This window comes from Piscinibacter sp. XHJ-5, assembly GCF_029855045.1.
Lineage (GTDB): Bacteria > Pseudomonadota > Gammaproteobacteria > Burkholderiales > Burkholderiaceae_C > Albitalea.
Map to the genome: position 1 here is coordinate 1106411 of NZ_CP123228.1, position 22328 is coordinate 1128738.

Annotated in this window: 23 protein-coding genes; 17 read left to right on the forward strand and 6 right to left on the reverse strand. The window is 67.3% G+C overall.

From position 1 onward, the window contains the following. Positions 1 to 132: 132 nt before the first annotated feature. Both P7V53_RS05225 and P7V53_RS05230 read right to left on the reverse strand, forming a co-directional pair. Positions 133 to 609: a glycine zipper 2TM domain-containing protein gene (locus tag P7V53_RS05225; protein WP_280154424.1), complete on the reverse strand. Its 477-nt coding sequence runs from the start codon at positions 607 to 609 to the stop codon at positions 133 to 135. 134 nt (positions 610 to 743) lie between these two features. Further along, on the reverse strand, positions 744 to 1301 hold the full coding sequence (locus P7V53_RS05230; protein WP_280154425.1) for an HNH endonuclease: 558 nt from the start codon (positions 1299 to 1301) through the stop codon (positions 744 to 746). A 311-nt stretch (positions 1302 to 1612) separates the two neighbouring features. Between P7V53_RS05230 and P7V53_RS05235 the strand changes: the two genes are divergently transcribed. From P7V53_RS05235 to P7V53_RS05275, 9 genes are all read left to right on the forward strand, one after another. Then, complete coding sequence (locus P7V53_RS05235) at positions 1613 to 2263, forward strand: TetR/AcrR family transcriptional regulator (protein ID WP_280156439.1); 651 nt, start codon at positions 1613 to 1615, stop codon at positions 2261 to 2263. Positions 2264 to 2303: 40 nt separating this feature from the next. Further along, positions 2304 to 4094: an acyl-CoA dehydrogenase C-terminal domain-containing protein gene (locus tag P7V53_RS05240; RefSeq protein WP_280154426.1), complete on the forward strand. Its 1791-nt coding sequence runs from the start codon at positions 2304 to 2306 to the stop codon at positions 4092 to 4094. A gap of 37 nt (positions 4095 to 4131) precedes the next feature. Continuing rightward, positions 4132 to 4575 (forward strand): DUF2147 domain-containing protein, encoded by a 444-nt coding sequence (locus P7V53_RS05245; RefSeq protein WP_280154427.1) that lies wholly within the window; start codon positions 4132 to 4134, stop codon positions 4573 to 4575. 35 nt (positions 4576 to 4610) lie between these two features. Further along, the gene (locus P7V53_RS05250) at positions 4611 to 6995 is read left to right on the forward strand and encodes a 3-hydroxyacyl-CoA dehydrogenase/enoyl-CoA hydratase family protein (RefSeq protein WP_280154428.1); all 2385 of its coding nucleotides are present in this window, start codon (positions 4611 to 4613) and stop codon (positions 6993 to 6995) included. Positions 6996 to 7008: 13 nt separating this feature from the next. Next, positions 7009 to 8205 carry an acetyl-CoA C-acyltransferase gene (locus P7V53_RS05255; protein WP_280154429.1) on the forward strand — a complete coding sequence of 399 codons (1197 nt, stop codon included), beginning with the start codon at positions 7009 to 7011 and terminating at the stop codon, positions 8203 to 8205. A gap of 84 nt (positions 8206 to 8289) precedes the next feature. Beyond that, positions 8290 to 9159, forward strand: a complete 870-nt coding sequence (locus P7V53_RS05260) for an alpha/beta fold hydrolase (RefSeq protein ID WP_280154430.1) — start codon at positions 8290 to 8292, stop codon at positions 9157 to 9159. Further along, positions 9156 to 9920, forward strand: a complete 765-nt coding sequence (locus P7V53_RS05265; protein ID WP_280154431.1) for an enoyl-CoA hydratase — start codon at positions 9156 to 9158, stop codon at positions 9918 to 9920. The genes P7V53_RS05260 and P7V53_RS05265 overlap by 4 nt, the downstream gene beginning before the upstream one ends. Before the next feature lie 11 nt (positions 9921 to 9931). Continuing rightward, positions 9932 to 10657: an SGNH/GDSL hydrolase family protein gene (locus tag P7V53_RS05270; RefSeq protein ID WP_280154432.1), complete on the forward strand. Its 726-nt coding sequence runs from the start codon at positions 9932 to 9934 to the stop codon at positions 10655 to 10657. After that, positions 10654 to 11484 (forward strand): NAD(P)-dependent oxidoreductase, encoded by an 831-nt coding sequence (locus P7V53_RS05275; protein ID WP_280154433.1) that lies wholly within the window; start codon positions 10654 to 10656, stop codon positions 11482 to 11484. Before P7V53_RS05270 ends, P7V53_RS05275 begins: the two co-directional genes overlap by 4 nt. On the opposite strand, the gene P7V53_RS05280 is transcribed toward P7V53_RS05275, so the two are convergent. Next, the gene (locus tag P7V53_RS05280) at positions 11459 to 12109 is read right to left on the reverse strand and encodes a phosphoribosyltransferase (RefSeq protein ID WP_280154434.1); all 651 of its coding nucleotides are present in this window, start codon (positions 12107 to 12109) and stop codon (positions 11459 to 11461) included. The two genes, P7V53_RS05275 and P7V53_RS05280, sit on opposite strands and share 26 nt — an antisense overlap. Positions 12110 to 12158: 49 nt before the next feature. After that, complete coding sequence (locus P7V53_RS05285; RefSeq protein WP_280154435.1) at positions 12159 to 12596, reverse strand: acyl-CoA thioesterase; 438 nt, start codon at positions 12594 to 12596, stop codon at positions 12159 to 12161. A 39-nt stretch (positions 12597 to 12635) separates the two neighbouring features. On the opposite strand from P7V53_RS05285, the gene P7V53_RS05290 reads away from it, so the two are divergent. The 8 genes from P7V53_RS05290 to P7V53_RS05325 all read left to right on the forward strand — a co-directional run bounded on the left by P7V53_RS05290 (position 12636) and on the right by P7V53_RS05325 (position 21236). Further along, positions 12636 to 14516: an ABC transporter ATP-binding protein/permease gene (locus P7V53_RS05290; protein WP_280154436.1), complete on the forward strand. Its 1881-nt coding sequence runs from the start codon at positions 12636 to 12638 to the stop codon at positions 14514 to 14516. Beyond that, entirely contained in the window at positions 14497 to 15420 is a 924-nt protein-coding gene (locus P7V53_RS05295; RefSeq protein ID WP_280154437.1) for a LysR substrate-binding domain-containing protein, read from the forward strand. Before P7V53_RS05290 ends, P7V53_RS05295 begins: the two co-directional genes overlap by 20 nt. 103 nt (positions 15421 to 15523) lie before the next feature. Further along, positions 15524 to 16969 carry an aspartate ammonia-lyase gene (locus tag P7V53_RS05300; RefSeq protein ID WP_280154438.1) on the forward strand — a complete coding sequence of 482 codons (1446 nt, stop codon included), beginning with the start codon at positions 15524 to 15526 and terminating at the stop codon, positions 16967 to 16969. A 56-nt stretch (positions 16970 to 17025) separates the two neighbouring features. Further along, entirely contained in the window at positions 17026 to 17922 is an 897-nt protein-coding gene (locus tag P7V53_RS05305; protein WP_280154439.1) for an amino acid ABC transporter substrate-binding protein, read from the forward strand. A gap of 133 nt (positions 17923 to 18055) precedes the next feature. Further along, on the forward strand, positions 18056 to 18955 hold the full coding sequence (locus P7V53_RS05310; protein WP_280154440.1) for an amino acid ABC transporter substrate-binding protein: 900 nt from the start codon (positions 18056 to 18058) through the stop codon (positions 18953 to 18955). Positions 18956 to 19075: 120 nt separating this feature from the next. Further along, on the forward strand, positions 19076 to 19783 hold the full coding sequence (locus P7V53_RS05315) for an amino acid ABC transporter permease (RefSeq protein ID WP_280154441.1): 708 nt from the start codon (positions 19076 to 19078) through the stop codon (positions 19781 to 19783). Then, a complete protein-coding gene (locus P7V53_RS05320; RefSeq protein ID WP_280154442.1) occupies positions 19783 to 20478 on the forward strand; it encodes an amino acid ABC transporter permease in 696 nt (231 codons plus the stop codon). The genes P7V53_RS05315 and P7V53_RS05320 overlap by 1 nt, the downstream gene beginning before the upstream one ends. Before the next feature lie 23 nt (positions 20479 to 20501). After that, complete coding sequence (locus P7V53_RS05325) at positions 20502 to 21236, forward strand: amino acid ABC transporter ATP-binding protein (RefSeq protein WP_280156440.1); 735 nt, start codon at positions 20502 to 20504, stop codon at positions 21234 to 21236. 45 nt (positions 21237 to 21281) lie between these two features. Here the strand turns inward: P7V53_RS05325 and P7V53_RS05330 are convergent, their stop codons facing one another. Then, positions 21282 to 21698 (reverse strand): VOC family protein, encoded by a 417-nt coding sequence (locus tag P7V53_RS05330; RefSeq protein WP_280154443.1) that lies wholly within the window; start codon positions 21696 to 21698, stop codon positions 21282 to 21284. Positions 21699 to 21772: 74 nt separating this feature from the next. Continuing rightward, entirely contained in the window at positions 21773 to 22258 is a 486-nt protein-coding gene (locus P7V53_RS05335; protein WP_280154444.1) for an SRPBCC family protein, read from the reverse strand. Positions 22259 to 22328: the final 70 nt, after the last annotated feature.

Genomic DNA, 22328 nt, shown 5'->3' on the forward strand with positions numbered 1-22328 from the left:
GTCGTGGGCCGAAGGCGCGGGCAGTTGAGCACACGCCCTGCAGCGCCTCAATCCCCTGGATATCACCGGTTCGGCACGCCCAAAAGACAAGGCGCGCCAGGGCGCGCCTTGTCTGCAAAGGGATGTCGCGGATCAGCTCTTCGAGCCTGCCGGCACGACGACCGGGGCGCGCGACACGCGGGTCTTGCCGCCGGTGGACACGAGGATGACCGCGTCGCCCGGGGCGAGCGTCTCGTTGCCCTTGGCCTGGACGATCGCGCGGCGCTCGCCGTTGCGCAGCTGCACCAGGATCTCGACCGCGTCTTCGCGGGTGCTCATGCGCTCGACCGCGTTGCCGACCACCGCACCGGCCACGGCGCCGAGCACGCCGACCACGGCGGACTCGCGCCGTCCGCCGACGCTGGAGCCGGCCACGCCGCCGGCGATGCCCCCGGCGGCTGCGCCCACGCCGCTCTGGTTGCCCTCGACCACGACGGGCCGCACCGACAACACGGTGCCGTCCTGCACCTGGGACAGGCGCTGGGCATCGCCCTTCTGGATGACATCGGGACTGGTGGTGGTGCAGGCGGCCAGGATGACGACGGTCAACGCGGCGAACAGCTTCTTCATGGACGGGCTCCTCGGATCGGGTGCTTCAGCGAACGACTGGCGTGCGGCGCCGGTTGACGCGCACAACCGAATATTGAACTCGCTGCGTTGACCGAGTTCCGCGAGGCTTGTAAAGATCCGATGGAGGGATGGGCTCAGCCGTGCAGCCGGCTGTGCCGGGGCACGCTGGCCAGCAGGAACTCCATCTGGTCGACCAGGATGCGGCGGCCGCGCAGGATCATGTCTTCGTGCAGGTTGGGCACGTAGGGCAGGTACAGCAGCGACATGTGCGCCTCTTCGGGCATGCGGTTGCCCTTGCGGCCGTTGCACGGGCGGCACGCGGTGATGCAGTTCATCCAGGTGTCGCGCCCGCCTCGCGACGTGGGCGTGATGTGCTCTCGCGTGAGGTCGTCGACATGGAAGTGGCCACCGCAGTAGGCGCAGACATGGCGGTCCCGGGCGAAGAGCTTGGGGTTGGAAAGCGCCGGGGTCTGGCGCCACGCGCGGCTGGGCACTGCGCCGCGCACCGCGATGATGGGATGCACCTCGATGCGCGACTGAACTCCGGTGCGCCGCTGCGTGCCCCCGCGCAGCACGTAGAACGCATTGCCCAGCGTCCAGGCGATGCCGTCGCTGGCGTAGATGCACGCCGCTTCCTTGGCCGAGATCCACGCTTGCGGGCGTCCGGAGACGTCGAGTTGAAGAACTTCCACGCAAAACTCCTTCCTGCGAGCGTAATCAATCCGCGGCGGCGACTCAATAGGCATGCGGCTTGCGAGGCGGCGTGGCAACGGGCGTGCATTTGGCACGAACGTGCACGGGTTAACCCGCGTAACCGGCGTCCGCCAGGCGCCCACTAGGCACGCAAGCCTAGAAAAAGGGAGGTGGGTCTCCTGCGCGAGGCGGCGGAAGTCTGCAAAATAGAACGATCGTTCGATTCCGCGTTGCGACACAACGCCCCGGCGCCGTGAGCGACTCCAACGTCACCTCCCTTCGTGATTCGCATCCTCCGCAGCGCACGCTGATGAAGGGCCAGCAGACCCGTGCCGCAATCCTCGAGGCTGCGCTCGGCCTCGCGGCCAACATGGGTCTCGAAGGCCTCTCGATCGGCGCGCTCGCGGAGGTCACGCAGATGAGCAAGTCGGGTGTCTTCGCCCACTTCGGCTCACGCGAGGAGCTGCAGATCTCGGTGGTGCGCGAATACCACACCAAGTTCGAGGAAGAGGTTTTCTTCCCCGCCATGCGCGAGGCGCGTGGCCTGCCGCGCCTGAAGGGACTGTTCGAGCGCTGGGTGCGGCGCGTGTCTGCCGAGCTCGATTCCGGCTGCATCTACATCAGCGGCGCTGTCGAGTTCGACGACCGGCCCGGGCCGGTGCGCGATGCGCTGGTGTCGATGGTGCAGGCGTGGCAGTCGGCGCTGGAGCGCGCCGTGCGCATCGCGGTCGAGGAAGGCCATCTGCGCGCCGACATGGATCCGCTGCAGCTCGTCTTCGAGCTCCACGGTCTGATCCTCGCCCTGCACCACGACGCCCGCTTCCTGCGCAATCCCGGCGCGATGGAGCGCGTGCGGACCGCCTTCGAGCGCCTCGTCGGCCACTACGGCACGCCTGCGGGCCACCAGATCCTGAGCGGTGCGCCGCGCACTGCCAAGCCGCAGCGCAAGGCGCGCGGCTGACCTTCATAACCCGAATCCGCTTCCCACAAGGAGTTTCACGATGGCCCAGTACACCCCTCCGTTGCGCGACATGCAGTTCGTCCTGCACGAGCTGTTCAATGTCGTCGACGAGCTGAAGGCGATGCCGGCGCACGCGGAGATCGATGCCGACACGATCAACGCCGTGCTGGAGGAGGGCGGCAAGTTCGCCTCGCAGGTCACCGCGCCGCTGAACCAGATCGGCGACGAGCAGGGCTGCAAGCTCGATCCCGCGACGCACGAAGTGGCGACGCCCAAGGGATTCAAGGAGGCCTACCAGCAGTACATCGAGGGCGGCTGGCCGGCGCTGGCGGCCGATCCGGCCTACGGCGGCCAAGGCTTGCCGATCGTCGTCAACCAGTGCCTGTACGAGATGCTGAACTCGGCGAACCAGGCCTGGACCATGTACCCCGGCCTCTCGCACGGCGCGTACGAGGCGCTGCATGCGCACGGCACGCCTGAGCAGAAGAAGACCTATCTGCCCAGGCTGGTCAGCGGGCAGTGGACCGGCACGATGTGCCTCACCGAAGCTCACTGCGGCACCGATCTCGGCCTGCTGCGCACCAAGGCCGAGCCGCAGGCCGACGGCACCTACCGGATCACCGGCAACAAGATCTTCATTTCGGCAGGCGAGCACGACATGGCCGAGAACATCGTCCACCTCGTGCTGGCACGCCTGCCGGACGCGCCGCAAGGCTCCAAGGGCATCTCGCTGTTCATCGTGCCCAAGTTCCTGGTCACGCCAGAAGGCAGGATCGGCGCACGCAACGGCGTGTACTGCGGCGGTCTGGAGCACAAGATGGGCATCCACGGCAACGCCACGGCGCAGATCGTGCTCGAAGGCGCGATCGGCACGCTGGTGGGCGAGCCCAACAAGGGCCTGCAGGCGATGTTCGTGATGATGAACGCCGCGCGCCTGGGTGTGGGCATGCAGTCGCTGGGCCTCACCGAAGTGGCCTACCAGAACGCGACGGCGTACGCGAAGGACCGCATCCAGATGCGCTCGCTGTCCGGCGCCAAGGCGACCGACAAGCCGGCCGATCCCATCATCGTGCACCCCGACGTTCGCAAGATGCTGCTGACCGCACGCGCCTATGCCGAGGGCGGCCGCGCATTCGCCATCTGGACGGCGCTGCAGATCGACAAGGAGCTGTCGTCCAGCGACGAGGACGAGCGCAAGGACGGCGCCGACCTGGTCGCGCTGGCCACGCCGATCGTCAAGGCCTTCCTCACCGACAACGCATGGATCGCCACGTCGCATTGCATGCAGGTGTTCGGCGGCCATGGGTACATCAGGGAATGGGGCATGGAGCAGTTCGTGCGCGATGCCCGGATCAACATGATCTACGAGGGCACCAACACGATCCAGTCGCTCGACCTGCTGGGCCGCAAGGTGCTCGCCGACAACGGCGCCAAGCTGAAGAAGTTCGGCAAGCTGGTGCGCGATTTCGTCGAGGAAGAGGGCGTCGACGAGGCGATGCAGGAGTTCGTGAACCCGCTCGCCGACCTCGGCGAGAAGGTGACCAAGCTGACCACCGAGATCGGCATGAAGGCGTTCCAGAACGCCGACGAAGTAGGAGCCGCGGCGGTGGACTACCTGCGCGTCTGCGGCCACCTGGTGTTCGCGTACTTCTGGGCACGCATGGCCAAGGTGGCGCTCGCCAAGGCGGCATCGGGCGATCCCTTCTACAAGGCCAAGCTGGCCACCGCGCGCTTCTACTTCGCCAAGCTGCTGCCCGAGACCGCGAGCCTGATCCGCACCGCGCGTGCCGGGGCCAAGCCCATGATGGACGTCGAAGAGTCGCTGTTCTGATGCAATGCCGATCGCACGACAACTCAGGAGGAGCCGCATGCTGAAGACTGTCCTCGCAGGCCTGGTGCTGGTCGCCCACGCCAGCGCCTTCGCCCAGGCCACCCCGGTCGGCCTGTGGAAGACGATCGACGACAAGACCAAGAAGGAGCGCTCGCTGGTGCGCATCGTGGACAGCGGCGGCACGCTGAGCGGCAGGATCGAGAAGCGCCTCGATCCCGACGCCAAGGCCGGCGACACCTGCGACAAGTGCTCGGACGATCGGAAGGACAAGCCCATCCTCGGCCTCGAGCTCCTGCGCGGCGTCAAGAAGAGCGCCAGTGGCGAGAACCGCTGGGACGGCGGCACGATTCTCGATCCCGAAGACGGAAAGACCTACAAGGTGCTGCTGACGCCCGTGGATGAGGGCAAGCGCCTCGACGTGCGCGGCTACATCGGCATGCCCATGCTGGGGCGCACGCAAACCTGGATCCGCGTCGAGTGAGCTCGACGCCCGATGCACACAACCAAGGAAAGACCATGAATCGATTTCCCGTGCGCAAGGTCGCCGTGCTGGGCGCCGGCGTCATGGGCGCGCAGATCGCCGCCCATCTCGTCAATGTCAAGGTGCCGGTCGTGCTGTTCGACCTGGCGGCCAAGGAAGGCCCGAAGAACGGCATCGTCACCAGGGCAGTGGAGGGGCTGAAGAAGCTGAAGCCGTCGCCGCTGGGCGTCGCCGAGGATGCGGCGCTGATCGAGCAGGCCAACTACGACGAGCACCTCGACAAGCTGCGCGAGTGCGACCTCGTCATCGAGGCGATCGCCGAACGCATGGACTGGAAGCTCGACCTGTACAAGAAGATCGCTCCGGCCATCGCGCCGCATGCGATCGTCGCCTCGAACACGTCCGGACTGTCGATCACCAGGCTGTCCGAGGTGCTGCCCGAGGAGATCAAGCCGCGCTTCTGCGGGATCCATTTCTTCAACCCGCCGCGCTACATGTTCCTGGTCGAGCTGATCCCGACGCCGACCACCCGGCCGGAGATCCTCGACCAGCTCGAAGCCTTCGTGACCACCTCGGTCGGGAAGGGCGTGGTGCGCGCCAAGGACACGCCGAACTTCGTGGCCAACCGCGTCGGCATCGCCGGCATGCTGGCCACGATGAAGGAAGCCGAGAACTTCGGCCTGTCATACGACATCGTCGACGACCTCACCGGCAAGAAGCTGGGCCGGGCGAGCTCCGGCACCTTCCGCACCGCGGACGTGGTCGGAATCGACACGATGGCGCACGTCATCAAGACGCTGCAGGACAACCTCGGCAACGATCCGTTCTTCCCGTCGTACGCGACGCCTGCCGTCGTCAAGCAGCTGATCGACAAGGGCGCGCTCGGCCAGAAGAGCGGCGCGGGTTTCTACAAGAAGGTGGGCAAGGACATCCTGCGCCTCGATCCCGCCACCGGCGAGTACGTGACCGGCGGCAAGAAGGCCGAGGAGATCGTCGCGCGCATGCTGAAGAAGCCGCCGGCCGAGCGCCTCAAGCTGCTGCGCGAGTCCACCAACCCGCAGGCGCAATTCCTGTGGGCCGTCCTGCGCGACGGCTTCCACTATGCCGCGGTGCACCTGGGCGACATCGCCGAAAGCGCGCGCGACGTCGACTTCGCGATGCGCTGGGGTTTCGGCACCAGCCAGGGTCCGTTCGAGCTGTGGCAGCAAGCCGGCTGGAAGCAGGTCGCCGAATGGGTGAAGGCCGACATAGACGCCGGCAAGGCACTGAGCAAGGCGCCGCTGCCGGACTGGGTGTTCGATGGCCGCGACGGGGTGCACACGCCGGAAGGCTCGTGGAGCCCGTCGCAGAAGCGCTACGTGCCGCGCAGCACGCTGCCGGTGTACCGGCGCCAGCGCTTCCCGGAGAGCCTGGCCGGCGACGGCGCGGCGGCGCCGCTGAAGGCCGGCACCGAGCTTTTCAAGAACGACGAGGTGCGTGTCTGGACGCTCGACGATGAAGTCGTGATCGCGAGCATCACCGCCAAGCTGCACCTCATCAGCCCGACCGTGACCGAGGGCCTGCTGAAAGCGCTGGAGCTCGCCGAGGCGAAGTACAAGGGCCTGGTGATCTGGTCGCCCGACGACGTGTTCTCGGCCGGTGCCAACCTCGAGGCGCTGATGCCGGTGTTCATGAAGAGCGGCGGCAAGGGCATCGCGCCGGAGGAGAAGAAGCTGCAGGACATGATGCTGCGGCTGCGCTATGCGCAGGTGCCGGTCGTGTCGGCGATCCGCGGCATCGCGCTGGGCGGCGGCTGCGAGGTCGCCATCCACTGCGCCAAGCGCGTGGCGGCGATGGAAAGCTACATGGGCTTCGTCGAAGTGGGCGTCGGCCTGATCCCGGGCGGCGGCGGGCTCACATACGTGGCGCGGCGCGCCGCGGAGATGGCCGCGGCCGGCAATGCCAACGCCGAGCTCTTCCAGTTCCTGAAGGACGGCTTCACCAGCGCCGCGATGGCCAAGGTGGGGACCAGCGCGATCGAGTCGCGCAAGCTCGGCTACCTGCTCGACACCGACACCATCGTGCCGAACAAGGACGAGCTGCTCCACGTGGCGCTGGCCGAGGCGAAGGCCATGCACGAGGCGGGCTACCGTCCGCCGCTGAAGCGGCTGTTCCCGGTGGCGGGCCGCAACGCCAAGGCCACCATCCAGGGCCAGCTGGTCAACATGCGCGACGGCGGCTTCATCAGCCAGCACGATTTCCACATCTCTTCGCTGATCGCCGACGTGGTGACCGGCGGCGACGTCGATGCGGGCTCGCTGGTGAGCGAGGAATACCTGATGTCGATCGAACGCAAGCACTTCTGCGGCCTGCTCGACCACCCGAAGACGCAGGAACGCATCATGGGAATGCTGCAGACCGGCAAGCCGGTCCGCAACTGATCGGAGCACACAAATGAGCAAGCAAGTTCAAGACGCCTACATCGTCGCTGCCACACGCACCCCGATCGGCAAGTCGGGCCGCGGCTGCTTCAGGAACACGCGCCCCGACGATCTGCTGGTCGCCGCGATCCGCAGTGCGATGACGCAGGTCCCCACGCTCGATCCCAAGGCGATCGAAGACGCCATCATCGGCTGCTCGTTCCCCGAGGGTGAGCAGGGCATGAACATGGCGCGCATCGCGGTGCAGCTGGCCTTCTCGCATCCGGTGGCCGGCGTCACGGTCAACCGCTTCTGCGCGTCCGGCGTCACCGCGATCCAGATGGCCGCCGATCGCATCCGCGTCGGCGAAGCCGACGTGCTGATCGCCGGCGGCGCCGAATCGATGAGCCTGGTGCCGATGGGCGGCAACAAGCCGTCGTTCAACCCCGAGGTGTTCGCCAAGGACGAGAACGTCGGCATCGCCTACGGCATGGGCCTCACCGCCGAAAAGGTGGCCGCGCAATGGAAGGTCGGTCGCGAGGCGCAGGACGCCTTTGCGCTCGAGTCGCACCTGCGCGCGCTGAAGGCGCAGCAGGCCGGCGAGTTCGCCGACGAGATCACGCCGATCGACGTGATCGACCGCTTCCCCGACCTGGCCACGGGCGAGCCGGGCACGAAGACACGCACCGTCAAGCTCGACGAGGGGCCGCGTCCCGACACCTCGCTGGAGGGCCTGGCCAAGCTCAAGCCGGTGTTCGCCGCGAAGGGCAGCGTCACCGCCGGCAACAGCTCGCAGACCAGCGACGGTGCCGGCGCCCTGGTCCTGGCAAGCGAAAAGGCCATCAAGCAATACGACCTGAAGCCACTGGCCCGCTTCGTCAGCTTCGCCGCGCGCGGCGTGCCGCCCGAGATCATGGGCATCGGCCCGATCGAGGCGATCCCCGCGGCGCTGCGCTACGCCGGGCTGAACCTCGCGGACATCGACTGGATCGAGTTGAACGAAGCGTTCGCCGCGCAGTCGCTGGCGGTGATCAACAGCGTCGGCCTCGACCCGGCCAAGGTCAACCCGATGGGCGGCGCGATCGCCCTCGGGCATCCGCTGGGCGCCACCGGCGCGATCCGCGCGGCGACCGTGGTGCATGCGCTGCGCCGGCGCAACCTCAAGTACGGCATGGTGACGATGTGCGTGGGCACCGGCCAGGGCGCGGCCGGCATCTTCGAGCGCGTCTGACGAAGCAAGAAGAGGCCGCCACAAGCGGCCCTTCCTCGCCGCCACAAGCGGCACCTATTCGCGAAGTGAAGGAGGGCGTCGGTGATGCAGCCATGTGACCTCACGTCGACCGGCGGCGCGACCATCGCGTCGCGCTTCTACGAGCCGCCGGGCCGGCCGCGCGCGGCCGTCGTCATCGGCGGCGCGATGGGCGTGAAGCAGGACTACTACGCCGCCTTCGCGCAATGGCTGGCGGCACAGGGCTACCTCGTCGCCAGCTTCGACTACCGCGGCATGGGCGACTCCCGCCACGGACCGCTGCGCGAGTTGCGCGCCGACCTGTTCGACTGGGCCGCCGATTTCGACACCGTGATCGCCGCGACGCTGCTGCGCGGGGGCGGCGCGCCGCTGTACCTGATCGGACACAGCCTGGGCGCGCAGCTGCCGGGACTGCTCACGCACCGCGACCGAGTCGCCGGCATGGTCTCGGTGGCGGCCGGGAGCGGCTACTGGCGCGACAACGCGCCCCAGCTCAAGCGCATGGTGCTGTACTTCTGGCATGTCCTGGTGCCGGTGGCGACGAAGCTGTTCGGCTACTTCCCGGGTCGCCGGCTGCGCAAGGTCGGCGACCTGCCGGTCGGCGTCGTGCTGCAGTGGCGCAAGTGGTGCCTGAACCCGCGCTACCACGTCGGCGCCGAGGGCACGCCGGTGCGCGAGAAGTTCGAGGGCGCCCGCTTTCCGCTGGTCGCGTTGTCCATCACCGACGACGAGCTGATGACCGAACGCGGCACGCATGTCCTGGTCGACTGCTATGCCAACGCACCGCGCCGCGTCGAGCGCATCGCGCCGGCCGACGTCCATGCGCGCCGCATCGGGCATTTCGGTTTCTTCCGCGAGCAATTCCAGACGTCCTTGTGGCAACGCACCGTGCTGCTGCTGCAGGGATTCCAGCCATCACAGGAGACAGCAGCATGAGCATCAAGACGGCCACCCTGAACGGCGTCGCGACCATCGAGATCGCACGGCCCGAGAAGAAGAACGCGATCACGATGGCGATGTACGCCGCGATGGGCGAGGCGCTGCGCGCGGCCAATGCCGAGGCATCGGTGCGCGCGGTGCTGATCACCGGCCAGCCGGGCATCTTCACGTCGGGCAACGACCTCGAGGACTTCATGCAGCGCCCGGCGCAGGGTGCGGACTCGCCGGTGTTCGAATTCATGAAGGCGCTGCACGGCAGCGAGAAGCCGGTGGTGGCGGCGGTCACGGGCCCAGCGATCGGCATCGGCACGACGATGCTGCTGCACTGCGACCTGGTCTACGTGTCCGACGAGGCCAAGCTTGCGATGCCGTTCACCAGCCTCGGCCTGGTCCCGGAGTTCGCCTCCAGCCTGATCCTGCCGTCGCTGCTGGGCCATGCGAAGGCGGCCGAGAAGCTGCTGCTCGGCGACCCGTTCGGGCCGCAGGACGCCGTCGACCTGGGCTTGGCCAACGCGGTGCTGCCGGCCGGCGAGGTGGTCGGCCATGCGCGCCGCATCGCCGAGCGCTTCAACACGCTGCCGCCGGCTGCGGTGCGCGAGAGCAAGAAGCTGATGCGCCGTGCCGTCAGCGAGCGCGTGCTGGAGACCATCGCGGCCGAAGGCGGCGTCTTTCGCGAGCGGTTGTCGAGCCCCGAGGCGCGCGAAGCCTTCAGCGCCTTCTTCCAGAAGCGCAAGCCCGACTTCTCGCAGTTCTCCTGATCCGTCGCGGCATGTCGCTGGCGCTCAAGCTGACGCTCGCGCCGCTGCTGGTGGCGCAGGCATTGAGCACGCGACGGCGTGCGCCTGTGCTGCCCGAAGCCGCGGGGCCGCGCAGCGGCGAGATCGGCGACGGACGGCGCCTGCGCCTGCTGATCGTCGGCGATTCGTCGGGAGCGGGCGTCGGTGTGCCGACGCAAGACATCGCGCTCGCCGGCTACCTGAGCCGCACCCTCGCGCTTGAGGCGCGCGCGAAGGTTCAATGGCAGCTGGTCGCGCGCAGCGGCATCACGTCGGCGCAAGCGCTCGAGCTGGTCCAGTCCGAGCGTCCGCCACGCGCCGACGTGGCAGTGGCAGTGCTGGGCGTCAACGACGTCATCGACCAGGTCCCGGTGCAGCGGGCGGTGCAGCACCGGGCGGCGCTCGCCGACTGGCTGATCGCCCACGCGGGCGTTCGCCATGTCGTCTTCGCGCCGCTGCCGCCGGTGCACCAGTTCCCCTTGTTGCCGCAGCCGCTGCGGTGGATCATGGGCCGCGACGCGCGGCGGCACGACGAGGCCCTGGCGCGATGGGCCGGCACACGCGAGAACGTCTCGCACGTGCCCATAGCGATCACCCTCGATGCGAGCTGCATGGCGTCGGACGGCTTCCACCCGGGCGAGCCGGTGTACCGGGTCTGCGGTGAGGCGCTCGCACGCCACATCGCCATCACTTTCCCAGCGTCGGAGACTCATCCATGAACCTGAACGGCAAGACTCTCTTCATCACGGGCGCGTCGCGCGGCATCGGGCTGGCGATCGCCAAGCGCGCAGCGAAGGACGGCGCCAACATCGTCATCGCCGCGAAGACCGCCGAGACGAATCCCAAGCTGCCCGGCACCATCTACTCGGCCGCGGCCGAGATCGTCGAGGCGGGCGGACGCGCGCTGCCGCTGCAGACCGACATCCGCGACGAGGCGAGCGTCGTCGCCGCCATGCAGCAGGCGGTGGAGGAATTCGGCGGCATCGACATCCTGGTCAACAACGCCAGCGCCATCAGCCTCACGCCGACGCCGGCGACGCAGATGAAGCGCTTCGACCTGATGTTCGGCGTGAACGTGCGCGGCACCTACCTGTGCACCCAGACCTGCCTGCCGCATCTCATCCGGTCGGCGCAGGCCGGGCGCAACCCGCATGTGCTGAACATGTCGCCGCCGCTGTCGATGAAGACGCACTGGTTCCAGGGGCACGTGGCCTACACGATGGCCAAGTACGGCATGAGCGAATGCACGCTGGGGCATGCCGGCGAATTCAAGCCGCACGGCATCGGGGTGAACAGCCTGTGGCCGCGCACCGCGATCGCCACCGCGGCGTTGCAGATGATTCCCGGCGTCGACATCAACAAGTGCCGCAAGCCGGAGATCCTGGCCGATGCGGCCTACCTGGTGCTCACCAGCGATGCGAAGACGACCACCGGCAACTTCTTCATCGACGACACGCTGCTCGCGCAGCACGGGATCACCGACCTCGACTCCTACAGCGTCGTGCCGGGCACGAAGGAGTTCATCCCGGACTTCTTCGTCGATTGAGCAGCGCCAGTACCTCGGCGTCGTCGAGCTGATGGAAGTCGATGTAGTGCAGGCCGATGGCGCGGAACGGATCGGGCATCTCCAGCACCACGAGCTCGTCGACCAGCGGGCGCAAGTCGTGCACCGTGTCCGAAGGCGCGACCGGCACGGCCAGCACCAGCTGCGCCGGCGCGCGCCGGCGCAGGCCCTTCAAGGCGGCACGCGCCGTCGTGCCCGTGGCGAGTCCGTCGTCGACGACGATGGCGATGCGCCCGGCCACTTCGAGCGGCGCGCGTCCCGCCATGTAGGCGGCTCGCCGGCGCTCGATCTCCTCCACTTCGTCCTGGGTCGCCTGGGCAAGCGCCGAGTCGCTCATCGGCTCGTAGCGCGCGACGTCGTCGTTGACCACCACCTCCGGCGGGTTGCCGTCGACGACGGCCGCATAGGCAAGCTCCGGCTGCCACGGCAGGCCGATCTTGCGCACGAACAGCAGGTCCAGCGGCGCCTGCAGCGCGTCGGCGATCTGCGCGGCCACCGGCACCCCGCCGCGCGGCAGGGCCAGCACGACGATGTCCTGTCCTCGGTAGTGCAGCAGCTTCTCGGCCAGGGTCCGGCCGGCTTCCTCGCGATTGGTCAGCTGGTGCATGACGCGCCCTCCGGGGCGGTTCGACCAAGGCGGTCGAAGCCGGTTCCGCCTACGGCCTGGGAACGGGCCGCGGGTGACCGCCCTTGTCGATCGCGACGTAGGTGAGGTTCGCCTCGGTGACCTTCACGACATGGAGGTCGGCCGGATTGCGCTCGGCAAACACCTCGACATGCACCGTCACCGAGGTGCGGCCGATGCGCTCGACCTTCGCGTAGAAGCTCAGCAGGTCGCCGATCGACACCGGCTGCTTGAACACGAACTGGTTGACCGCCACCGTGGCGATGCGGCCTTTGGCGATGCGCGCCGGCAGGACGCTGCCGGCAAGGTCCACCTGCGCCATGATCCAGCCGCCGAAGATGTCGCCGTTGGGATTGGCGTCTGCCGGCATCGGCATCACCCGCATGACCAGTTCACGGTCGTTCGGCAGCTTGAGGGGCGCGAGGGATTCCGGAATCAGGTTTTCGTGGTCGCTTGTAATCTCGGGCATATTGCCTCACCTCCGACAGGTTCACCCCATTCTTCCACGATGCGCCGCGCCAGCCTGGACTCTCCGACGATCGCCGCCGCGCCCGCGGCGGCGGCTGCCGGGCCGCGCTCCGACCGCGAGACGCTGCGCAAGCTGCTGCCCTACCTGTGGCGCTACCGCTGGCGCGTGATATTGGCGCTCGGCTTCATGGTGGGTGCCAAGCTCGCCAACGTGGCGGTGCCGCTGCTGCTGAAGACGCTGGTCGACAGCCTCACGCTCAAGCCCGGCGATGTGCGTGCGGTCCTGGTGGTGCCCATCGGCCTGCTGCTGGCCTACGGCGCGCTGCGGCTGTCGACGTCGCTGTTCACCGAGCTGCGGGAGCTGATCTTCGCCCGGGCCACCGAAGGCACCGCGCGCAGCATCTCGCTGCAGGTCTTCCGCCACCTGCATTCGCTCAGCCTGCGCTTTCACCTCGAGCGCCAGACCGGCGGCATGACGCGCGACATCGAGCGCGGCACGCGCGCGGTGCATTCGCTGATCTCGTACTCGCTGTACAGCATCGTGCCCACGCTGATCGAGGTCGGCCTCGTGCTGACGCTGCTGGCGGTGAAGTTCGACCTCTGGTTCGCGTGGATCACGGTGGCGGCGCTGGTCATCTACATCGCGTTCTCGATCACGATGACCAACTGGCGCACGCAGTTCCGCAAGCAGATGAACGAGTTCGACTCGACGGCGCACAGCAAGGCCATCGACTCGCTGCTGAACTACGAGACGGTCAAGTACTTCAACAACGAGGACTACGAAGCCCGGCGCTACGACGAGAGCCTGGAGCGGCTGCGCCGCGCGAGCCTGAAGTCGCAACGGTCGCTCTCGATCCTGAACACCGGGCAGCAGCTGATCATCGCCACCGGCCTGGTGCTGATGCTGTGGCGCGCCACCGAAGGCGTGGCTGCCGGCCGCATGACGCTGGGCGATCTGGTGATGATCAACGCCTTCATGATCCAGCTGTACATCCCGCTGAACTTCCTCGGCGTGATCTACCGCGAGATCAAGCAGGCGCTGACCGACCTCGACAAGATGTTCTCCCTGATGGAGCGCGAGCGCGAGGTCGACGACCCGCCCGGCGCAACGCCGCTTCAGGTCAGCGAAGGCCGCATCCGCTTCGACCGCGTCAGCTTCGCCTACGAGGCGTCGCGGCCCATCCTTCACGACGTCAGCTTCGAGATCCCGCCGGGCAAGACGGTCGCCGTGGTCGGCCCTTCGGGCGCAGGCAAGAGCACGCTGGCCCGGCTGCTCTTCCGCTTCTACGACATCCAGTCGGGCTCCATCGAGATCGACGGCCAGGACATCCGCCGCGTCACGCAGGCCAGCCTGCGGCGCGCGATCGGCATCGTGCCGCAGGACACGGTGCTGTTCAACGACACGGTGGCCTACAACATCGGTTACGGCCGCACCGGCGCGACGCAGGCCGAGATCGAGGCGGCGGCGAAGGCGGCGCGCATCCACGACTTCATCGCCGCCACGCCCAAGGGCTACGAGACCATGGTCGGCGAGCGCGGGCTCAAGCTGTCGGGCGGCGAGAAGCAGCGCGTCGCGATCGCGCGCACGCTGCTGAAGAACCCGCCGATCATGATCTTCGACGAGGCGACCTCGGCCCTGGACTCGGCCAACGAGCGCGCCATCCAGGCCGAGCTGCAAGGGGTGGCGCGCAACAAGACCGCGCTGCTCGTTGCGCACCGGCTGTCGACTGTCGTCGATGCGCACCAGATCCTCGTGATGGAGCAGGGTCGCATCGTCGAGCGCGGCACGCATGCCGAATTGCTGGTGCTCAACGGACGCTATGCTGAGATGTGGCGCCTGCAGCAATCAGGGGAAGACGACGAAGCGGAGCGAGAAGACCCGCTGCCCGAATTGACGGTGCATGGAAACCAAATGGCTTGAAGATTTCGTGAGCCTCGCCGAGACGCGCAGCTTCTCGCGCTCGGCGCAGCTGCGGCACGTGACGCAGCCGGCCTTCTCGCGCCGCATCCAGGCGCTGGAGGCCTGGGCGGGGCTCGATCTGGTGGACCGCTCGTCGTACCCCACGCGGCTCACGCCGGCCGGCGAGACCTTTCATTCCCAGGCGCTCGAGATCCTGGGCAGCCTGCAGGCCACCCGCAACATGATGCGCGCGCACCAGGTGGCCGGGCAGGACATGATCGAGTTCGCGGTGCCGCATTCGCTCGCGTTCTCGTTCTTTCCGCACTGGGTGATGGACCTGCGCAAGCGCTTCGGCGCGGTGAAGAGCCGGCTCATCGCGCTCAACGTGCACGACGCGGTGATGCAGCTCACCGAAGGCAGCTGCGACCTGTTGATCGCGTATCACCACGCTTCGCAGCCGCTGCAGCTGTCCACCGACCGCTACGAGATGCTGAGCCTCGGCCACGAGTCGCTCGCGCCGTACGCCAAGGCCGACGCCGACGGCCAGCCGCTGTTTCGCGTGCCGGCGGCGAGCGGCGCGAAGGTGCCCTACCTCAGCTATGCCTCGGGCGCCTATCTCGGCCGGCTGGTGGAGCTGATCGTCAAGCTGTCGCCCTCGCCGCTGAACCTCGACCCGATCTACGAGACCGACATGGCCGAGGGACTGAAGGCGATGGCGCTGGAGGGCCACGGTCTGGCCTTCCTGCCGGGCAGCTCGGTGAAGAAGGAGCTCAAGAGCAAGCGCCTGGTGCGCGCCGCCGCGTCGGGCCAGTGCGAGCTGGCGATGGAGGTGCGGATCTACCGCGAGCGGCCGGAGATGGCGCGGCACATCAAGCCCGGCGCCCAGGCGTTGTGGGACTTCCTCAAGGGCGACGGCCGCGCCTGAGGCACTTGGTATTTACCCTGCCTCGGTATGCATGCAACGCATACCGGGCCCGGCAAACGGCATTGGCCACCTGCGGCGGGTCCCCGTACAGTGCGCGCCCATCATGTCGATCCCCCACACGCCAGCCACAGCCCCCGAAGCCGCCGTCGCCACCCGCCGCGAGAGCGATTTCCTCGGCTCCAAGGACATCCCCGATTCCGCCTACTGGGGCGTGCACACGGCACGCGCGGTGGACAACTTTCCCATCAGCGGCCAACCCGTCGGCTCGTGGCACGACCTGGTGCGCGCGCTGGCCTTCGTGAAGAAGGCGGCGGCGCTGGCCAACGAGAGGCTGGGCGTCATCGACTCGCGGCTGGCCGAGGCCATCGTGCGTGCCTGCGACGACCTGATCGCCGGCCAGCTGCACGAGCAGTTCGTCGTCGACGTGATCCAGGGCGGCGCCGGCACGTCCACCAACATGAACGCCAACGAGGTGATCGCCAACCGTGCGCTCGAGCACCTGGGCTTCGAGCGTGGCCGCTACGACGTCGTCCATCCGAACGATCACGTCAACGCCTCGCAGAGCACGAACGACGTGTACCCGACCGCGCTGCGGCTGGCCGCCTGGATCGGCATCGAGCGGCTGCGCGCGGCGATGGCCGAGCTGCGCGGCGCGTTCCGGCGCAAGTCGGACCAATTCGCCGGCGTGCTGAAGATCGGCCGCACGCAGCTTCAGGACGCGGTGCCGATGACGCTCGGCCAGGAGTTCCTCGCCTTCGCCATCATGATCGGCGAGGACGAGGCCCGGCTGGCCGAAGCGATCGCGCTGATCAGCGAGGTGAACCTGGGCGCCACCGCCATCGGCACCGGCATCAACGCGCCGGCCGGCTATTCGGAGCTGGTGATCGGGCTGCTGGCACAGGTGAGTGGCGTGCCGGTGGTGCGCGCCGAGAACCTCGTCGAGGCGACGCAGGACACCGGCGCCTTCGTGCAGCTGTCCGGCGTGCTCAAGCGCGTCGCCTGCAAGCTGTCCAAGACCTGCAACGACTTGCGGCTGCTGTCCTCGGGTCCCCAGGCCGGCTTCGGCGACATCCGGCTGCCGCCGCGCCAGGCCGGGTCGTCGATCATGCCGGGCAAGGTGAACCCGGTGATCCCGGAAGTGATGAACCAGGTCGCGTTCGAGGTGATCGGCAACGATGTGACCATCACCATGGCCAGCGAGGCCGGCCAGCTGCAGCTCAACGCCTTCGAGCCGATCATGGGATGGGCCATCGCCAAGAGCGTGAAGCACCTCACCAATGCCTGCCGCACCTTGCAGGTGAATTGCGTGGAGGGCATCCAGGCCAACACCGAGGTGCTGAAGCGCCGCGTCGCCGAATCGGTGACGCTGGTCACGGCCCTCAATCCGATCATCGGCTACGAGAAGGCGGCGGCCATCGCCAAGAGCGCACTCGCCACAGGCGCCACGATTGCCGACACCGCGCAGGCGCTGGGCATCATGAGCCGTGCTGAAATGGACGCCCTGCTGGTGCCCGAGACGCTCACCCATCCGGTGCGCCTGAAGGCATGAGCATTGCAACAGTCGGACGCCAGATCCGACTCCTCCATCAGTCGTTCGGGAAATCCATGCATGTTCTGCGTCCACCGGCCGCCTTGCCGGTCCTCCTTCTCGCCCTGTACGCCGCCGGCAGTGCCGTCGCCGGCCCCACGCTCGACCGCATCAAGCAAAGCGGCCGGATCGTGATCGCCCACCGCGAATCCTCGGTGCCGTTCTCCTATGTCCTGCCCGACAAGAAGCCCGTCGGCTACGCCGTCGACCTGTGCCTGCGCATCGCCGAGGCGGTGCGCAAGAGGCTCGAGCTGAAGACGCTGGCCACCGAATTCGTGCAGGTCACGCCGGCCAGTCGCATCGCCGCCGTCGCCGAAGGCAAGGCCGACCTCGAATGCGGCTCCACCACCAACAACGCCGAGCGCCGCGAGAAGGTGGCGTTCACCGTGCCGCACTACATCACCGGTGCGCGCTACCTGGTGCGCGCCGACAGCCAGATCGATGATCTGCACCACTTCGAGGGCAAGAAGCTGGTCTCCACCAAGGGCACCACCCCGTTGAAGGCGATCGACCAGGCCAACCGCGAGCGCCTGCTGGGCATCACGCTGCTCGAGGCGCCCGACCACGCCAGGGCCGTCGAGATGGTCGAGAAAGGCGAGGCCGACGGCTTCGCGATGGACGATGTGCTGCTGTACGGCCTCGTCGCCGGCCGGCCGGATCCGACCAGGCTCAAGGTGGTCGGCAAGTTCCTGACCATCGAGCCGCTGGCCATCATGCTGCCCAAGGGCGATCCGGAGTTCAAGAAGATCGTCGACGAAGAGATGAAGCGCCTGGTCACCAGCCGCGAGGCGCACGCGATTTACGAGCGATGGTTCAGCAAGCCGATCCCGCCGAAGAACACGGCGCTCAACCTGCCGATGAACTACCTGCTGAAGGACTTCTGGAAGTACCCCACCGACCAGGTGCCCTACTGACCCGCCGGGCCCGCACAAACCCTAGGTTCGGGGGCTTCTACGTGGTTACGCGTATCCCCCGGTCCCTAGAATTTCGTTCCTCCGGTTCGTTGTCCCATTCGACCCGACACTCTGCAACCTTGAAGGAGTCCACATGAAGAAGACCTTGCTCGCTCTCGCCACCGTGCTGGCGCTTGGGGCGGCCCACGCCGCCGACGCCGACACGCTGAAGAAGATCAAGGACAGCGGATCGATCACCATCGGTGCGCGCGAATCGTCCGGCGCGCTGTCGTTCACGCTGGGCGACGGCAAGTACGCCGGCTTCCACACCGAGATGGCGCAGCGCATCGCGGCCGACCTGCAGAAGCAGCTGGGATTGTCCAAGCTCGACGTCAAGTACCAGCCCGTCACCTCGCAGAACCGCATCCCCCTCGTGCAGAACGGCACGGTCGACCTGGAGTGCGGCTCCACCACCAACAACGCCGCGCGGCAGAAGGACGTCGCCTTCGCGGTCACCACCTACGTCGAGGAAGTGCGCATCGCGACCAAGGCCAACTCCGGCATCACGTCGATCGCGCAGCTCAACGGCAAGAAGGTGGCCACCACGACCGGCACGACGTCGGTGCAGCACCTGCGCAAGCACGAGCGCGGTGCAGGGGTGAACTTCGAGGAGGTGTACGGCAAGGATCACGCCGACAGCTTCCTGCTGCTCGAATCGGGCCGCGCCGACGCCTTCGTGATGGACGGCCAGATCCTGGCGGGCCTGATCTCCAAGTCGAAGAACCCCTCCGACTTCAAGATCGTCGGCGAGGTGCTGTCCGTGGAGCCGATCGCCTGCATGATGCGCAAGGACGACCCCGCGTTCAAGAAGGCCGTCGACGACAGCATCAAGAACATGATCAAGACGGGCGACCTGGCCAAGCTGTACGACAAGTGGTTCATGCAGCCGATTCCGCCGGCCAACACCAAGGTCGGCCTGCCGCTGTCGGACGCCACCAAGTCGGCGTGGGCGAACCCGAACGACAAGCCGATGGAAGAGTACGCAAAGAAGTAAGCTCTTCGTGCGAGCCCCCGGGCGGCTGGCCCGGGGCTTGCTGACCGCCTTGACTGGAGAGCGCGGCCTTCGCGCTCTTTTCACATCCCCAGCGCAATAACGAACACGACGGAGGCGCCATTGGGCACTTGGGACTGGCAGGTGTTCCTGCAGGACACCGGAGGAGGGCAGACCTACCTCGAATGGATGATGTCGGCCTGGGGCTGGACGCTGTCGGTGTCCGTCCTCGCGCTGTTCGTCGCCTTGATCACCGGCTCGCTGATGGGCATCTTGCGAACCACGCCGAGCAAGACGCTGGCGCTGATCGGCAATGCGTGGACGGAGCTGTTCCGCAACGTTCCGCTGCTGGTCCAGATCTTCGTCTGGTACCACGTGATCCCGTCGATCTTCCTGCCGCTGCGCAGCGTGCCGAGCTTCATCCTGGTGGTGTTCGCGCTCGGCTTCTTCACCTCGGCGCGCATTTCCGAGCAGGTGCGCGCCGGCATCCAGAGCCTGCCGCGCGGCCAGCGCTACGCGGGCCTTGCCATGGGCCTGACACTGCCGCAGACCTATCGGTATGTGCTGCTGCCGATGGCGTTTCGCATCGTCATTCCGCCGCTGACCTCCGAGTCGATGAACATCATCAAGAACTCGTCGGTGGCCTTCGCCGTGTCCATCGCCGAGCTGACGATGTTCGCGATGCAGGCCCAGGAGGAGACCTCGCGCGGCATCGAGGTGTACCTGGCGGTGACGGCGCTGTACTTCGTGTCGGCCTTCGCCATCAACCGCATCGCGCTGTTCGTCGAGAGACGCGTGCAGGTGCCGGGCATGATCGGGGGAGGCAAATAATGCTGGCCAACCTCGACTTCGGCTACCTCAACTGGGCCGTCATCCAGACCTTCATCCTGAAGGGCCTGTTCTTCTCCGTGCAGCTCACGCTGGTGGCCATGATGGGCGGCATCGTGCTCGGCACGCTGCTCGCGCTGATGCGGCTGTCCGGCAAGAACTGGCTGGTCATGCCCGCCGCGGTCTACGTCAACACCATGCGCAGCGTGCCGCTGGTGATGGTGATCCTGTGGTTCTTCCTGCTGATCCCGGGCGGGTTCTACACCGCCGTGGCAGGCAGCTACGGCGCCAACTACCGGGCGGAGATCTCGGCCATCGTCACCTTCACGCTGTTCGAGGCGGCGTACTACTCCGAGATCATGCGCGCCGGCATCCAGAGCGTTCCCCGCGGACAGGTCTACGCCGGCTATGCGGTGGGCATGACGTACCGCCAGACCATGCAGCTCATCGTGCTGCCGCAGGCCTTCCGCAACATGCTGCCGGTGCTGCTGACGCAGACCATCATCCTCTTCCAGGACACCTCGCTGGTCTATGCCATCGGCGCTTACGATCTGCTCAAGGGCTTCGACCTCACCGCCAAGAACCTCAACCGCCCGGTGGAAAGCTACCTGCTGGCCGCCGTCGTCTACTTCGCCATCTGCTTCAGCCTGTCGATGATCGTCAAGCAGCTGCAGAAGAAGATCGCCATCATCCGCTGAAAGGGAGTGCGCTCATGGCCAACATGATCGACATCAAGAACGTCTCCAAGTGGTACGGCACCTTTCAGGTGCTGACCGACTGCACGACCAGCATCCAGAAGGGCGAGGTCGTCGTCGTCTGCGGGCCGTCGGGCTCCGGCAAGTCCACGCTGATCAAGACGGTGAACGCGCTCGAGCCCATCCAGAAGGGCGACGTCGTCGTCGACGGCACCTCGATCAGCGACCCCAAGACCAACCTGCCCAAGCTGCGGGCTCGCGTGGGCATGGTGTTCCAGCACTTCGAGCTGTTCCCGCACCTGTCGGTCACCGAAAACCTGACGCTCGCGCAGGTGAAGGTGCTCAACCGCAACACGGACGAAGCGAAGTCCCGCGGCCTGAAGATGCTCGAGCGCGTGGGCCTGATGGCGCACAAGGACAAGTTCCCCGGCCAGCTGTCGGGCGGTCAGCAGCAGCGCGTGGCGATCGCCCGCGCGCTGAGCATGGACCCGATCGTCATGCTGTTCGACGAGCCCACCTCGGCCCTCGACCCCGAGATGGTCGGCGAGGTGCTCGACGTGATGGTGCAGCTGGCGCAGGAAGGCATGACGATGATGGTCGTCACGCACGAGATGGGCTTCGCGAGGAAAGTCAGCCACCGGGTCATCTTCATGGACGCCGGCAAGATCGTCGAGGACTGCACCAAGCAGGAGTTCTTCGGCAACACCGAGGCACGGTCGCCGCGGGCGAAGGACTTCCTGTCGAAGATCCTGCAGCACTAGGCGTCTGCGACGCCCCTGGCAAGTCGACGGGATGCAGCGCTGCCGTCACCCCGGCAGCGACCCCATGCGGCCCTGCTCCGCGAGGTCCTCGTGCAGGCACAGGATGTTGCCCTCCGTGTCCTCGAACCATGCCGCCTTCTCCGCTCCCAGCACGCAGACGTGCCCGACTGTCTTGAGGCCCGGAAAGTCGTAGTCGGCGAACGTCACGCCGCGGGCCTTCAGCGCCTCGATGCTGGCCGCGATGTCGTCGACGCGAAAGCTGAGCGCGGTGTGCTCGGCCTTGGTGCCTTCCGGCTTCGGAAACAGCGCGATCTCGGTGCCGCCACAGCGGTAGACGAACTTGCCGTCCGGCTTGGCCGCGCCCGCCTCCAGTCCGAGGGCCTGCTCGTAGAAGCGTCGAGCCCGGGCCAGGTCCTTCACCGGAAGCATGCAGGTGACCTGCGCGTTCGCGACTGTGTTCATGCCGTGCCTCCTCGTGGCGTGGGGATGCACCAAGGTGTAGGCGACGCCACCGTCTCGCGCCATAGGCGATTTCGCTACAGGAGCCGCACGCCCAGGTGGCGCGCCAGTCCTTGCGCGCCGGCGCGCATGACGCCGTCATGGTTCCAGCGGAACACCGGTGCGGCGATCGGCGCGATCAGCCGCATCCAGCGCGTGGACAGGTCCACGCACCAGGTGTAGCGCACCCGGGTGCTGTTGCCGTCGGGTGTGAGCTCCCAGGTGCCGACGCCCTCGAGCTGTCCGTGGGCGTGGCCTCGAAGCAGGCGAGGGCGGCTCAGCTCGATGACCTCGACGTCGAAGGCGACGCCGTAGGGCAGCCGGCTGCTCCAGGCCATGTGGCGCACGGCATGCAGGCCGTCGGCGTCGCCGGGATGCAGCTCCTGCACCGACCTCACGTAGCGCCACCAGCGCGGCCACTCGCCGGTGGCCTTCAATGCTTCCCAGACCCGCTCGACGGGAGCGTCCAGGTGCCAGTCGCTGACGAGCTGGAATTGCGCCGGATGCGCGGTCGGTGGACTCAAGGCCCTCTCCTGTGGTCGTGATGATGCGTGTATACGCCGCCTCCTGCGGGGCGGATGCAACCCCGGTGCG

What these genes read in the sequence shown, in the direction of transcription:
- P7V53_RS05325 (WP_280156440.1), top strand. Translation starts at nt 20,502, where the DNA reads ATGATCGACATCAAGAACGTCTCCAAGTGGTACGGCACCTTTCAGGTG.
- P7V53_RS05260 (WP_280154430.1), top strand. Translation starts at nt 8,290, where the DNA reads ATGCAGCCATGTGACCTCACGTCGACCGGCGGCGCGACCATCGCGTCG.
- P7V53_RS05240 (WP_280154426.1), top strand. Translation starts at nt 2,304, where the DNA reads ATGGCCCAGTACACCCCTCCGTTGCGCGACATGCAGTTCGTCCTGCAC.
- P7V53_RS05300 (WP_280154438.1), top strand. Translation starts at nt 15,524, where the DNA reads ATGTCGATCCCCCACACGCCAGCCACAGCCCCCGAAGCCGCCGTCGCC.
- P7V53_RS05330 (WP_280154443.1), bottom strand. Translation starts at nt 21,698, where the DNA reads ATGAACACAGTCGCGAACGCGCAGGTCACCTGCATGCTTCCGGTGAAG.
- P7V53_RS05310 (WP_280154440.1), top strand. Translation starts at nt 18,056, where the DNA reads ATGAAGAAGACCTTGCTCGCTCTCGCCACCGTGCTGGCGCTTGGGGCG.
- P7V53_RS05245 (WP_280154427.1), top strand. Translation starts at nt 4,132, where the DNA reads ATGCTGAAGACTGTCCTCGCAGGCCTGGTGCTGGTCGCCCACGCCAGC.
- P7V53_RS05295 (WP_280154437.1), top strand. Translation starts at nt 14,497, where the DNA reads ATGGAAACCAAATGGCTTGAAGATTTCGTGAGCCTCGCCGAGACGCGC.
- P7V53_RS05305 (WP_280154439.1), top strand. Translation starts at nt 17,026, where the DNA reads ATGCATGTTCTGCGTCCACCGGCCGCCTTGCCGGTCCTCCTTCTCGCC.
- P7V53_RS05280 (WP_280154434.1), bottom strand. Translation starts at nt 12,109, where the DNA reads ATGCACCAGCTGACCAATCGCGAGGAAGCCGGCCGGACCCTGGCCGAG.
- P7V53_RS05320 (WP_280154442.1), top strand. Translation starts at nt 19,783, where the DNA reads ATGCTGGCCAACCTCGACTTCGGCTACCTCAACTGGGCCGTCATCCAG.
- P7V53_RS05270 (WP_280154432.1), top strand. Translation starts at nt 9,932, where the DNA reads ATGTCGCTGGCGCTCAAGCTGACGCTCGCGCCGCTGCTGGTGGCGCAG.
- P7V53_RS05290 (WP_280154436.1), top strand. Translation starts at nt 12,636, where the DNA reads ATGCGCCGCGCCAGCCTGGACTCTCCGACGATCGCCGCCGCGCCCGCG.
- P7V53_RS05250 (WP_280154428.1), top strand. Translation starts at nt 4,611, where the DNA reads ATGAATCGATTTCCCGTGCGCAAGGTCGCCGTGCTGGGCGCCGGCGTC.
- P7V53_RS05285 (WP_280154435.1), bottom strand. Translation starts at nt 12,596, where the DNA reads ATGCCCGAGATTACAAGCGACCACGAAAACCTGATTCCGGAATCCCTC.
- P7V53_RS05235 (WP_280156439.1), top strand. Translation starts at nt 1,613, where the DNA reads ATGAAGGGCCAGCAGACCCGTGCCGCAATCCTCGAGGCTGCGCTCGGC.
- P7V53_RS05225 (WP_280154424.1), bottom strand. Translation starts at nt 609, where the DNA reads ATGAAGAAGCTGTTCGCCGCGTTGACCGTCGTCATCCTGGCCGCCTGC.
- P7V53_RS05265 (WP_280154431.1), top strand. Translation starts at nt 9,156, where the DNA reads ATGAGCATCAAGACGGCCACCCTGAACGGCGTCGCGACCATCGAGATC.
- P7V53_RS05275 (WP_280154433.1), top strand. Translation starts at nt 10,654, where the DNA reads ATGAACCTGAACGGCAAGACTCTCTTCATCACGGGCGCGTCGCGCGGC.
- P7V53_RS05255 (WP_280154429.1), top strand. Translation starts at nt 7,009, where the DNA reads ATGAGCAAGCAAGTTCAAGACGCCTACATCGTCGCTGCCACACGCACC.